This window comes from Clostridium sp. FP1, from assembly GCF_011065975.2.
GTDB lineage: Bacteria > Bacillota > Clostridia > Clostridiales > Clostridiaceae > Clostridium_AD > Clostridium_AD tagluense.
In genome coordinates, this window is sequence record NZ_JAAMNJ020000001.1 from 4728999 (window position 1) to 4742142 (window position 13144).

The following is a 13144-nucleotide window of genomic DNA, read 5'->3' on the forward strand; positions in this document are numbered from 1 at the left end:
CTTTAACTATTAGGATTGCATTTATTTTTAAACATTTCTGTATACTCATCACCCTTTTGAAGGTTTTTTAAATCTTTTTCTATGGTATCGTAATCTTCTAAATTTATGATTATTTTCTCCAATATGTCTTTAAGAAGCTCATTATCCTTATCTATGTAATAGTATATAAATTGTTCTTGTCTTTCATCTTTTACAAAGCCCATATCGCGAAGTTTACCTAAGTGCTTTGAAATTTTAGGCTGACCTTCTTCTAGTATTCCTTGAATCTGGCATACACAAAGTTTTTTATGATATAGAAGCACCAAAATTCTCATACGTGTTTCATCAGATAACACTTTAAACAAGTTCAATAATTTTTCCATCCGTTTCACATCCTTTAAAGCAAATAATAATATAGCATATATCCATATGGGTATATGAGTATAGTATTCTTAAGTAATCCTTTTGTCAACTGCTTTTGAAAAAAAGTGCCACCCAAATTAACCATCTATTTATAAAATGGGAAGTATAGTATAATAACTTAAATAAAGTCATGGACAATAGCGTATTTTTATTTTAAATCAAATTTTATATACATTTTAAAGTTATATAAGGAGGGATATTTACATGGAAAATGAAAAAGAAAAATCAGATACCGAAAAAATCGTAAATGAAATATTAGAACAAGGAGAAATTTTTAACGATATTGAAGAAGAACTACTACATGAATTAATTGGAAATAAAATATCCAAAGATAACGTGATTGCTCATGCACAAACTCTTACTTTTGGAAATAAAATGGCGGATAAAATAGCTGCATCAGTAGGAAGCTGGAGTTTTATAATAATTGCATTATCAGTTATAGTAATATGGATAGTATTAAATTCCATGTTCAAAAATTTATTTGACCCGTTTCCATTTATACTCCTTAATCTAGTGCTATCTTGCACTGCCGCTATACAGGCTCCTGTAATCATGATGAGTCAGAATAGACAGGAAGATAAAGATAGAATAAAATCAACAAATGATTATAAAATAAATCTTAAATCTGAATTAATAATTCAAGATTTGCATAAGAAAATGGATATATTAATTCAAAATCAAAAAATATTAGTAGAGAATCAATCTAAAATGGTAGAATACATTGATAGTTTACCAAAATAAAGTGCCATCCAAGCAGCAATTAGCAAGTTGTATAATTTCACTGTTTTATTTAAAATCAATTTAGAAATTAATAATCATTTTATAAATAAAATAATGGGAAATGGATTATCTTATTAATAATCCATTTCCCATTCTTATATCTACCTTATATTAATAATTTTCAGCTAATACCTCAAAATATGCTTTTGGATGTGCACAGGCTGGGCATATTTCTGGAGCACTTTTTCCCTCAAAAATATAACCACAGTTGATACATTTCCAATTAACTACTGTATCTTTATTGAATACTGAATTATTTTCTATATTGCTTAATAGTTGTCTATATCTTTCGTCATGATGCTTTTCAACCTCAATAATTTTTCTATAAACAAAAGCAACATCAGCAAATCCTTCTTCCTCAGCAACTCTTGCAAATTCTGGATAAAGTTCTGACCATTCTTCCTTTTCTCCATTTGCTGCCCATAATAAATTTGATTTAGTATCTGATAAGCCTACAGGATATGTAGCATTGATTTCTACCACTTCTCCATTTAAACTTGTGCTTAAAAATTTAAAAAATCTTTCAGCATGCTCTTTTTCATTTCCTGCTGTTTCTGTGAATATATTAGATATTTGTACATATCCCTCTTTTTTCGCTACAGACGCATAATAAGTATATCTATTCCTAGCTTGTGATTCACCTGCGAATGATTTCATTAGATTTTCAGCTGTTTTTGTACCTTTTAACATTTTCATAAAATGCCTCCTTCTTTCTCCGAAGAGAAAATAATTGTGTATACTAAAGTATTCTATAAATGATATAGCTTTCCTCTTTTAAGGCATCTTATTTTTAAAAAGTTGGAATTATATTTCCTTTATATTTATCTTCAATAAATTTTTTAACTTCTGGAGAATTTAAAGCCTTTGAAAGTGCCTGTATATAAGGTTTAGTTTTATCTTCACTTCTAACTGCAATCACATTTGCATAAGGAGAATCTTTTGATTCAATTGCTAGTGAATCCCTTGTTGGATTTAATTTAGCCTCTATAGCAAAATTTGAATTTATAACTGCTGCGTCCACATCTTTTAGTATCCTTGGAAGTTGAGGAGCATCTAGTTCAGTTATTTTAAGTTTTTTTAGATTTTCCGTAATATCAAGTTTTGAAATAAGTTCACCACTTTTTAATTTAATGAGTCCAGCATTTTCAAGTACTCTAAGTGCTCTCGCTCCATTCGTAGGATCACTTGGAATAGCTATTTCAGCCCCATCTTTTAAATCACTGAGTTTTTTATATTTACTAGAATACACGCCCATAGGTTCTAGATGAACCTTTACAGTATAGTCAAGTTTTAGATTTTTTTCTTTACTAAAAGATTGCAAATAAGGTATATGTTGAAAGAAATTAGCATCTAGTTGTCCTTCAGCTAGTGAAGTGTTTGGTGTTACATAGTCAGTAAATTCTACTATTTCAAGTGTATATCCTTCTTTCGCAAGGATTGGCGCTGCCACCTCTAATATCTCTTTATGAGGCACAGGCGTGGCACCTACTTTAATGATTTTTTTCTCGGGTGCTACCTTTGCAGGTGCAGCCACTTCTTTTTTTGCTCCACAACCACTTACTGTTAAGATCACAACTATTGTTAATAATACGCTTAATATTTTTTTCATTTTTAATTTTCCCCCTCGTATTTCTGTGGTGTAGATAACAATTATTAATTGTTATCCCCCTCGCATTTGTATAATTTAAGATTTATCTAATCATTTTTCTGTACAATAAATTTCCTAAGGCTTGAATAATTTGCACAACTACAATTAAAATAATAACAGTGTATATCATAATGTCTGTTTTAAATCTATAGTAGCCATATTTTACTGCTACATCTCCCAGGCCACCGCCACCAATTGTCCCAGCCATAGCGGAGTAACCTATAATATTTATTATTGTTAAAGTAACTCCAAGAACTATAGATGGCATTGCCTCTTTTACCATAACCCTAAATATAATTTGATAGGTTTTTGCACCAACAGATTTAGCCGCTTCAATGATTCCGTAATCAACCTCCAGTAGTGCAGATTCTATTATTCTTGCGGCAAAAGGAGCTGCTCCTAGAGTTAATGGAACTATAGCTGCATTAGTACCTATGGTTGTTCCAACAATAAGTTTGGTTAAAGGGAATATAGATATCATTAATATAATAAACGGAAAAGAACGAAGCATATTTACTACTAAGTTTAAGCTTTTATAAATTAGAACATTTGGTCTTAGCCCTTTAGGACTACTTATAATAAGTCCCACGGCTGTTATAAACCCCAAAATCACTGTAAAAATTGTAGACACCCCTACCATATATATTGTGTCTAAAAGTGCAGGTAGTAAAACATCTTTAAATAGCATTTATATCCCCCCCTCCTTATATTCATCTTTCTTCAATAAGTAATTAATAAGCTCCCATTCTATAGATTTTCCATCTAAATATTTTAATATTTTTTCCCTATTTTCATCACTTGCATTTATTATAAGACTTCCCATTACATTATCTCTGAATTTTTCAAGCCTGCCCCATACTATTGAAAAATCTATATTTAACTCCCTGGCTATGGAAGTTATTACGCAACTCTGGCTAATTTCTTTTGGAAAAAATATTTTAATATTATGCCCTGTACTAGGTAATAATTCTTCCTCTCCTATAAGTGTTTTCATTTCACTTGTTGGTCTAATAAATAATTCATCTGTAATACCGCTACTTTTAATCTCACCTCCTTCTAAAAGAATAAATTTATTACAAATCTCTTTTACCACCTCCATTTGATGTGTAACCACGATAATTGTTATATTAAATTTGTTATTGATATCTCTTAAAAGCTCCAATATAGATTTTGTAGTTTTAGGATCTAATGCAGAAGTAGCTTCATCACAAAGTAATATTTTTGGATTAAGTGCCAAGGCTCTTGCAATTCCAACTCGCTGCTTTTGTCCTCCGCTAAGTTCGCGTATATTGCTATTTACTTTATCATTAAGTCCAACTAATTCTATTAAGCTATCTACTCTTTCTTTAATAAAATTTTTGTCATTTCCCCATACTTCCAGTGGAAATGCAATATTTTCAAAAACATTTTTTCTGTTAATCAAATTGAAGCTTTGAAATATAATACCTACATCTTTTCTAAATTCCCTAAGCTCTTTTGAACTTAACTGCTTTACTTCTTTTCCCATTATATTAATGCTGCCTGTATCATAGGATTCAAGCCCATTAAAACATCTAAGTAAAGTGGATTTGCCAGCACCACTGTGACCAATAACTCCATAAATATCGCCTTTATCCACTGTAAAAGAAACACTATTTAATACTTTCTCCTTGGAAAAACTTTTACTTACGTCACAAACTTTAATCATAAAATCTCATCTCCTCTTCATAACTTATTACTTTTTTTATTGCAAGTATCGCTACTCGCAATTATTTTCCTAAAAAAAATAGAACCCAAGAATAAACTTGGGCTCTAATGCCAAACTTATTCTTATCTCGCAGCAATGCTGCAGGATTTAACACCATGTATCATATATGATACTGGTTGTCGGGTTTCATAGGGCCATTCCCTCCACCTCTCTTGATAAGACAATATTAAATTTTATTTTAAATTTATTTTAAAAACCAAAAACCTCTCCCATCAATATAAATGATGAAAGAGGTATAAAATTACAAGGTTACCTCTCTCATCTTCCGCTAAGTTCTAAGGAACTTAGCGCAGGAATTAGCACCTTTTCAGACGAATGATATCTGACGGTTGCCGAGGTGTCATAGGGCCAGTCCCTCTACCTCTCTTGATGAGAATTAATTGATTTATTAAATTAAAGTTATATTATCACCATTTCGAGGAAATGTAAAGGTATTTTTTTATTTTTTCTTATACTGACTTTCATAATCTCTCTGCATATTACTCTCAAATTTTTTAATGTATGTACTTCAAAACTCTTGAGGTGTAATTTTAAATCTGTTTAACGTATCTGAATAATACATTAGCACATCCCCTAGCTCCTCAATAAATCGCTCTCTTATCCTTGGATCATTCATAATTCCATCTTCCGTTTTCTTTTTTATTATTGCAATTGCTTCGCCAATTTCTTCAATCATATAAAGTATGGAAATCTTACCTTGCGCAGGTTCCATTGGACTCCAGGTATCTTTGTGTTTTTCCCATAACTTATGCGACATATCTAACATTTCTGATATTGATAAATCTTGAACAATATTTTCCATTATATTCTCTCCTTTTATAATAATTAAGTTTCACTATTATTGCGAGGTTGTTCCGATTGCAAAGTCCAAAAACCATTTTCTTCAGATGCTTTAATTAACTTTGTTAAAAGAACCTTCCCTATTCCTTGGCCTTTATATTTTTCAGCAATATAAATACTTACTTCCGCTACTCCCTTATAAACACATCAACTTGAGACTTTACTCAGAGCTACCACCCCAGCACATTGTCACCTAAGCGAGCAACTAATCTACATGAATTTATGTGACTATTATCCCAATTTTCGTAAATAGGTACTTCTGTCTGAAATGTTGCTATTCCTGTTTTAATACCTTGCAGATAAATATTTGCTACTTGCTCCCAATCTGATTGTATCATTACTTCAATTTTATATTCCATTTTCCCTCCCCTAGTAGGACCTATTTTTCTATATATCCTTTTACATTTTCAAATATATTTACTTTATTATTAGTGAACCTTATGTTTATATCATCATCTTCCACGCTACAATATTAATGCGAACTTCATTGGAATTTACGTAAACAAACTTTACAACATGCTATAATTATAGTTAATATAGGTACTAAGCAATTTGAATCGCAGCATAGATTAGCTAAATATCAAAAATTGTAAGAAGAAAAAAATAGGAAATTAAAAGAATAATTTGGGATGAGGTTAAATATGATTTATAAACGCAATAGGTTATTTTATGGATTTATGATAATAATTGTAATTATTTTAGGATTATGCTCAAGAAAGATGGCTACTGTCATACCAGATTTTTTGAATACATATTTGGGTGATGCTCTGTGGGCATTAATGATTTTTCTTGCTTTTGGTTTTATTTTTAAGGATATGAAAACAAAGTTAGTTGCATTGATGGGAATATCATTTTGCTATATTATTGAATTAAGCCAATTGTATCATGCTATTTGGATAGATAATATGAGAAAAACAACTTTGGGTGGATTGGTATTAGGATATGTATTTTTATATACTGACTTATTAGCCTATGCTATTGGCATTGGATTAGGTATAATTATTGATTACTACATTGCATTGTATAAATCTAGAATTGACAAAGCATAGCCACCCCATTTTTTTACAGCCGCCATATCCAACTATATCATTATTTTCATTAAATACACCCACCGTAAAACTTTCTAGGCTTCCCTTAATGCCTTAACCTTAAACTAATGGAATCCTAAAATGGATTCCATTAAAATTCTTTATATTATTCACACTAATCATGTTCTAATCTAAATGTGAAATATCCGCCTCTAAAATAATTTCAATTTTCTTATCTTCCACTTCGAGTACTGTTAAACATGTATCATACATAAAGGGTTTACTCCAAAAATCCTCAATAGAATAATTCTTGATTATTGAATAGATTGCCTTTATTACAGCTGTATGGGTTACTATTAAAATATTTTCACCAGTGGTATTATTTATAATATCATATAATGCCTTTTTTACCCTGTGAATCAATTCATGGAAGCTTTCTCCCTCTATAGGTTCATACAATTGAGGCTTGTTCCAGAAATTAAACTGCTGGGTAGGATATAGCTCTTTTACTTTTTCATGGTCCATACCTTCCCATATACCAAATCCCATTTCTTTTAAATCTTCAATTTTAATTATCTCAGTATTTTTATTTCCTCGAATGTATTTTGCTGTGTCAAAAGCTCTCCCCAGTGGACTGCAATAAATATAATCAAAATCTATAGCCTGCAAACTCTCACCTAGCTTTTTAGCGTTATCAACACCTATTTCAGTTAAATTTGAATCTTGCCAGCCCTGCATCCTACCTTCTTTATTCCACTCCGTTGCTCCATGTCTTGTTATATATATTTTCAATTTTCACCCATCCCCTGACTATAATAAAATAATATATAATATCAAATAATTATTATATATTGCTACTGTTTAAAAGACATTTGGCACTCTTTAGAAACATTAAATCTCTACTCTGAATGAATTTTCCAAGATAATTATCTGGTGTATCATTTTCAAGAATAGATATAGCTTCATCTAAGGTCACCCATTTTAGTTGAAAACCACTATTTCTTTCGACCTCTGTAAATGATGGCTCTTTAATATCACCTTTTACCTCAGAATAATAGCAATATGATATTTGTAATAATTCATGCTTATCTCTATATTCTATGATTGTACCAATTTCACCCAAAACATCAATATTAACTCCAGCTTCTTCCATTACTTCACGATTTAAAGCAGTTTTAATGTCCTCACCTGCTTCAATTCCTCCGCCTGGTAGCTTGTGATAGTTATTCTTTGATACAAATAATAAGGCTATTTTTCGTGAATCATTTAGTACAATTGATCTTGATGCTTTCCTAAGCTTATATGAAATATTTATATTTTCATAATTGTAACCAATATCTTTTTCATATATTTCTTTTATTAAATCCATTGCATTTTGCCTCCTTATTTTAAATATGTCATTAATAAATATTTGCTCAATTAATAACTTTCTGCTCTATATTCCCTATTCTAACACACTTTCCGGTTCAAATATACGTCATGATTTTTTCTTACATTGATAGTGCCTACATCAAGACTTAAAGTGACTTTGGTCCTATAAACTTTGAAACTATTTCTGGTTAACTCTTCTTTTTTTTCCATTAGATATTTCTATAATATACTGCTTTGCTTGCCTTCTATTTTTAAACACTATAATTTGTTTATCTTTACTTTTTTCGAGTCTATTTATGTTTACTTGTCCTGAGGCCTTAGGAAAGTTCCAAATATATTTTATAAATTCAAGGTCAAACTTCTCAGGACAACCCTCTGGCATATCTGGTCTTACTTTATTTATATTTGTTATAACTCGTTTAAAATAACTCAGCAAACATACTGTCCTACTTAATTTAAAGCAAATTACTGTATCAGCTTTTTCAAGACGAATATCCATGGTACCACCATAATTACCATCTACTATCCATTCACAGCCTAATATTAAAGACTTTTGTTTTTTTACCCAGTCTTCCTTTGGGGTCTCAATCCAGCCATTATTCCAAAATTCTTTATCAAGATGAATAAGTGGGAGGCCTGCTACCCCTGCAAGTTTTCTTGAAAATGTACTCTTGCCACTACCTGGTGAACCTATTACCATTATTCTTTTTCCTATATTATTCATCTATACCCCCTTTAATCTTTAACATTTTTATTATACAAAATATAAATATAAGTTTAAATCATTTAGAATATTATATATAAACTTATGTTTTATCTTTAAATATTCTTTTTACTCCTGCAAGCTTACTATCATCAAAACTCAACTTATAAATATCAGGCATACTAAGCTGTTTCCAAAATTCATAGTGGTATTTACTATCAAAAAAATTCATTATTAAAACCATAATATTGCCATGAGTACCAATAACAATATTCTTACCATTATGCTTATTTAGCACCTTATTAAGTGAAAGAATCCCTCTGTTTTGTGCTTCTAGATTTGACTCCCCACCCTCAAAAGCATAATTGAAGTTTGTCCACAATTTAGTTATATCACTTTCAAAATTCTCTACTAAGCCTTCTGCTATTTTTCTTTCCTTAAATCCATCCTCAAGTATTATCTCAGTACCAATTTGTTTCGCTATACCTTCAACTGTTTGGATTGCACGTTTATATGGACTTGATAAAACAGTATCTATATTTTCAGTTAATAAAATTTTCGTTATTCTCTCTGCATCTCTATATCCCTTTTCTGATAATGGCCGATTTAATTCGTCTGCAGTATAGATAGACATGGCATGTCTTACTAAATATATATTTGTATTCACTCTTTTTTCTACCTCTCACCTATAAATTTTTTTAATGTGGCTACATGCATTGGATAAAATCCATTTTCATTATTATATAACATATCTTTTAATTCATTTATGGAAATCCATCTAATATTTTTAGTTTCATTTGTTTTATCTAATATTTGTCCTGAAGCTTTACATATAAAAGTCTGAACCATGATAGGATAATTACCCTCTATATTTTGAGAACAAGCAAAAGGAATATAATTTATAACCTTGAACCCATTTGATTTATTAATTACCCCTTCATCTTCTCCTAGGATTTCAATGACCTTAAGCCCTGTTTCTTCAAAAATCTCCCTTCTTAAACAATCAAATATATTTTCAAATTCTCTAATCTTTCCTGCGGGTATTTCTATTAATCCGTTCTCTGCCCCGCCATTCTCCTTGCACCTCTCCTGAATCAAAATATAGTCAATTCCTTTTTCACGTTTAGTTATAATTCCACCAACTGCTGGTTTTGAAAACACTTCCATTTTAAAATCTCCTCTATAAAATTCTATAATAAGCTTTTTTATTTTCCGCCTTTTCATTTGTAATCTTATATCTATTCTACAAGTATTTACTAAATCCTTTCTAATTTTATATTTTCTTGCCTTATGTACCATTTACGTAAATACTATAATAATAATCCTATAGATGTCATTAAAAAAAGCTGACTTTCAACAACCCGTTCCGTTATGAGGTGCAAAATGCAAAAATGATTGTTTTTTGTACCTATAATTGCTTATAAATTCACACGCATAAACCCCCTATATTTAACAAATAATATAGATGGTTTATGTGTAAATAATTCAGACTATATGAACATTATGAATTAATTTTGGATTTTGCGAACCAAGTTATAGATATAAAATATCCTATTATAGGGGAAACTCCGTATCCCATCAATGGAACTGGAAAATTTCCAAATAGAGTAGAAATTAAAATAATTATAAAATACATCCCAATGCTTACTGATAACAATTTATATTTTTTTGGTGAAAAAAATATAAATGGCAGTGGCAATATTACAAGAGAAATAACCCCTAAACTAAGCCATATTATTCCCATATTCGCTACCAAACTAACTATATTTTCAACATAAGATACAGGTGGTAATCCATCTAAAAATACCCATGAAATAATAATCAACGCAGAAAGTAATACTACAATACAAGAACGAAAAATATTGTTATTAATCTTATTCCATAACAATAGTATCATTGAAATAGCAAATGCAGTTAGCATAGAAGCATCTGGTTGCATCGCAAGTAAAATTGATATAACTATTGTAATAGCAGCTGAAAACCACCAATCTCTTATTTGTAACAATTTCCATAGTTCTATAATTATAATAGGCAGTACAATTACTGCAACGTAAAACTTAATTGGCCCAACAGATATCCATCTATGAACTCCTTCTATTCCTGAACTAATAAAAGTTAGAAATAAAAGAATTACTGCAACTATAATAGTAGTGGTATTAGTGCTTGCATTATTTTTAACTTTAGATTTTTTTAATAGTATAAAGTATGAAATCATTCCAGCTAATACTAAATAAAAAATATTTTGACCAAAAATAGCAATTGGTACTTTATTGGTGTACATTGCTATCACCCCAATAATTATTGATGGTACCGCCATCAATAACGGTATAAAATTCAATAACCTCAATTTTTTCATTTTTAACTCCTTACCAAATAAATATATTTTCATATTCTCTAATCTTACCTGCGGGTATTTCTATTAATCCATTCTCTGTTCCACCATTCTCCTTGCATCTCTCTTGAAGCAATATATAGTCAATTCATTTTTCTCTTTTAATAATAATCCCACCAACTGCCGGTTTTTAAAATACTTGCATTTTAAAATCTTGTCTATAAAATTCTATAATAAACTTTGTTATTTTCCGCCTTTTCATTTGTAATCTTATATCTATTCCACAAGTATTTACTAATTTCTTTCTAATTTTATATTTTCTTGCCTTATGTACCATTTACATAAATACTATAATAATAATCTTATAGATGTCATTAAAAAAAGCTAACTTTCAACAACTCGTTCCGTTATGAGGTGCAAAATGCAAAAATGATTGTTTTTTTCACCTATAAGCACTTATAAATTCGCACACATAAACCCTCTATATTCAACAAATAATATAGAGGGTTTATGTGTAAATAATTCAGACTATATGAAAGTTACGAAATACTAGTCTTGCTAATATAAATTTAAGGCTTGCTTTACCATATATTTTTCTTACTATTGGACTTTTCATTCTTAGTGGCTTTCTATTTAAATTTCTCTGGTTGTTTAAATAAATAATGTAAAAATAGACTTGCTACTGCTAACTTATATTTTTTCTCAATGGAAATGGAATTCGCATCATTCATAAAACTCTGCACATCTTCTACCACAAGTCCTGCATATATGGCTAAAGTTTCATAGTTAATTTCAAACTCAGCTATTAATACATCTATTACGGCCTTAACTCGTTCATCTTCATTTATTCTCCCATAAGATAGCACAGAAACTATACTTGATAAAGATATAGGGCTGGGAATATTTGAATTATTTACATTCTCTCTATTATTCTCAGTAAAATTCTTTAAGTTAGTAAAAAAATCAATGAAAATATTTTTTCCATCCATAAAATCTTTTAACCATGCATAATCTATTCCAGTTATTTTACTCAAAGATTTCAGTTCAATTTTATAATTTTTAATCAGGTTTTGTATATCTTCCCTAAGAATAGAATCATTCTGATTTACATTTTTACTTACATTTTGTCTTATAATATCAATCTCCATATATTTTCACCTTAACTTTCATAATATTCTACGATGTTTTTTTCACTGCATAAAAAACTTTATACGTCCTATCCTCAATTGTAAACCATTCATCCATATTAAATCTCCTCTATGAAATTCTACAATCACCCTTCCAAAACCACTTTAGCACATTCATATTTTCTCTTCATAATCTCCTTTGCTTCTGGGCACAATTTGTTCCAGCTTCTTTCAATTTTTCCACTTACCCACTCAGCACCTTCTTTTACCTCCATTTTTTTATTATGATAAGCCAGATGTAATAATGATGGAACCTGATCTATATGAGCCATTGCATCCGCACTTGCTATACATACCGCTTCTTTAGTTTTTTGCTGCTTTTTTACGCTACCCCTGTGACATAGGATGCAGTCTTTTATAATTTCTATTTTTTCCTTTGGATAATCTAACTCTTTAAGAATTCTCTCTGCTTCTATAGCTCCATATATATGATGCTGCTCATACATGTTTTTATCTTTTACACTTGCATAATCATGTAGCAATGCTGCTATCTCAACTAGCTCTTCGTTAGCACCCAACCTTTTCGCCAAAATTTTAGCATATTTAACTACACCAACAATGTGACATGACCAGCCTTCATAACCAAATATATTATCTTTACTCTTACACTGCTCTTCTACTATTTTTGAGATGGTGCTTATTAATTCTCTTGTATTTAACCCTTTTACTGCCCATTCAAGTAAAATAGGTTGAATTTGTGGGTATGTTAAATTCTCTGGCATATCATCAAATAAGGCAATTTCTCCAATTTCTAAATCAGGTAGTTCTTCCAACTCTTCAATTTCTGCATAATATAATCTTCCATAGCTTTCATTAAAATCTTCTTTTCCTTCAAAATACTTGCATAAGTAATCACCTATAGGTTTCATATTAAATTTCACTGCGCCAGTTTCTTCTTTTAATTCCCTTGCTGCAGTATCATTAATATCTTCATTTAATTCTCTATGTCCTCCTGGCGTTTCCCAAGTTTCTCTTTCTTTATGCTTACAGTAGACGAATTTACCCTTGTACTTTGAAACTATGACGGCAAATTTTAACTCTTTATCCTTCACTGTCCCTAAATCATATACTTTAGTTTCCATACATACCCTCCATAAATAATCTTA

Annotated in this window: 16 protein-coding genes, 1 pseudogene and 2 riboswitches; of the genes and pseudogenes, 2 read left to right on the forward strand and 15 right to left on the reverse strand. The window is 30.2% G+C overall.

The window, feature by feature from the left end; all coding sequences use genetic code 11:
• Positions 1-2: 2 nt before the first annotated feature.
• A complete protein-coding gene (locus tag G9F70_RS22320; RefSeq protein ID WP_164946693.1) occupies positions 3-362 on the reverse strand; it encodes an ArsR/SmtB family transcription factor in 360 nt (119 codons plus the stop codon).
• A gap of 244 nt (positions 363-606) precedes the next feature.
• On the opposite strand from G9F70_RS22320, the gene G9F70_RS22325 reads away from it, so the two are divergent.
• A complete protein-coding gene (locus tag G9F70_RS22325) occupies positions 607-1143 on the forward strand; it encodes a DUF1003 domain-containing protein (protein WP_164946694.1) in 537 nt (178 codons plus the stop codon).
• A gap of 150 nt (positions 1144-1293) precedes the next feature.
• Here the strand turns inward: G9F70_RS22325 and rbr are convergent, their stop codons facing one another.
• The 6 genes and pseudogenes from rbr to G9F70_RS22355 all read right to left on the reverse strand — a co-directional run.
• Positions 1294-1878, reverse strand: a complete 585-nt coding sequence (rbr, locus tag G9F70_RS22330) for a rubrerythrin (protein ID WP_164946695.1) — start codon at positions 1876-1878, stop codon at positions 1294-1296.
• 94 nt (positions 1879-1972) lie between these two features.
• Positions 1973-2791: a MetQ/NlpA family ABC transporter substrate-binding protein gene (locus tag G9F70_RS22335; RefSeq protein ID WP_164946696.1), complete on the reverse strand. Its 819-nt coding sequence runs from the start codon at positions 2789-2791 to the stop codon at positions 1973-1975.
• Between the two features lie 82 nt (positions 2792-2873).
• Positions 2874-3518, reverse strand: a complete 645-nt coding sequence (locus tag G9F70_RS22340; RefSeq protein ID WP_164946697.1) for a methionine ABC transporter permease — start codon at positions 3516-3518, stop codon at positions 2874-2876.
• Positions 3519-4517 (reverse strand): methionine ABC transporter ATP-binding protein, encoded by a 999-nt coding sequence (locus tag G9F70_RS22345; RefSeq protein ID WP_164946698.1) that lies wholly within the window; start codon positions 4515-4517, stop codon positions 3519-3521.
• A 119-nt stretch (positions 4518-4636) separates the two neighbouring features.
• A riboswitch (SAM riboswitch) is annotated at positions 4637-4739 on the reverse strand.
• A gap of 93 nt (positions 4740-4832) precedes the next feature.
• A riboswitch (SAM riboswitch) is annotated at positions 4833-4953 on the reverse strand.
• A 132-nt stretch (positions 4954-5085) separates the two neighbouring features.
• Positions 5086-5379 (reverse strand): MazG nucleotide pyrophosphohydrolase domain-containing protein, encoded by a 294-nt coding sequence (locus tag G9F70_RS22350; protein ID WP_164946699.1) that lies wholly within the window; start codon positions 5377-5379, stop codon positions 5086-5088.
• A 32-nt stretch (positions 5380-5411) separates the two neighbouring features.
• Positions 5412-5776 (reverse strand): annotated as a pseudogene (locus tag G9F70_RS22355) (N-acetyltransferase family protein); the annotation flags it as partial.
• A gap of 282 nt (positions 5777-6058) precedes the next feature.
• On the opposite strand from G9F70_RS22355, the gene G9F70_RS22360 reads away from it, so the two are divergent.
• Entirely contained in the window at positions 6059-6466 is a 408-nt protein-coding gene (locus G9F70_RS22360; RefSeq protein WP_164946700.1) for a DUF2809 domain-containing protein, read from the forward strand.
• A gap of 165 nt (positions 6467-6631) precedes the next feature.
• Here G9F70_RS22360 and G9F70_RS22365 read toward each other — a convergent pair whose 3' ends face one another.
• The 8 genes from G9F70_RS22365 to G9F70_RS27355 form a co-directional block, all read right to left on the reverse strand.
• Positions 6632-7237: a histidine phosphatase family protein gene (locus G9F70_RS22365; protein ID WP_164946701.1), complete on the reverse strand. Its 606-nt coding sequence runs from the start codon at positions 7235-7237 to the stop codon at positions 6632-6634.
• A gap of 52 nt (positions 7238-7289) precedes the next feature.
• Positions 7290-7814, reverse strand: coding sequence for an NUDIX domain-containing protein (locus G9F70_RS22370; RefSeq protein WP_164946702.1), 525 nt, complete (start codon positions 7812-7814; stop codon positions 7290-7292).
• 180 nt (positions 7815-7994) lie between these two features.
• Positions 7995-8540: a DNA topology modulation protein gene (locus tag G9F70_RS22375; protein ID WP_164946703.1), complete on the reverse strand. Its 546-nt coding sequence runs from the start codon at positions 8538-8540 to the stop codon at positions 7995-7997.
• Positions 8541-8622: 82 nt separating this feature from the next.
• Positions 8623-9186 carry a histidine phosphatase family protein gene (locus G9F70_RS22380; RefSeq protein WP_164946704.1) on the reverse strand — a complete coding sequence of 188 codons (564 nt, stop codon included), beginning with the start codon at positions 9184-9186 and terminating at the stop codon, positions 8623-8625.
• 8 nt (positions 9187-9194) lie between these two features.
• Complete coding sequence (locus tag G9F70_RS22385) at positions 9195-9818, reverse strand: NUDIX hydrolase (protein ID WP_318011007.1); 624 nt, start codon at positions 9816-9818, stop codon at positions 9195-9197.
• Positions 9819-10020: 202 nt separating this feature from the next.
• A complete protein-coding gene (locus G9F70_RS22390; RefSeq protein WP_164946706.1) occupies positions 10021-10875 on the reverse strand; it encodes a cell division protein in 855 nt (284 codons plus the stop codon).
• 605 nt (positions 10876-11480) lie between these two features.
• A complete protein-coding gene (locus tag G9F70_RS22395; protein ID WP_164946707.1) occupies positions 11481-11999 on the reverse strand; it encodes an HTH domain-containing protein in 519 nt (172 codons plus the stop codon).
• Positions 12000-12124: 125 nt separating this feature from the next.
• Positions 12125-13120: an HD domain-containing protein gene (locus tag G9F70_RS27355; RefSeq protein WP_164946708.1), complete on the reverse strand. Its 996-nt coding sequence runs from the start codon at positions 13118-13120 to the stop codon at positions 12125-12127.
• Positions 13121-13144: the final 24 nt, after the last annotated feature.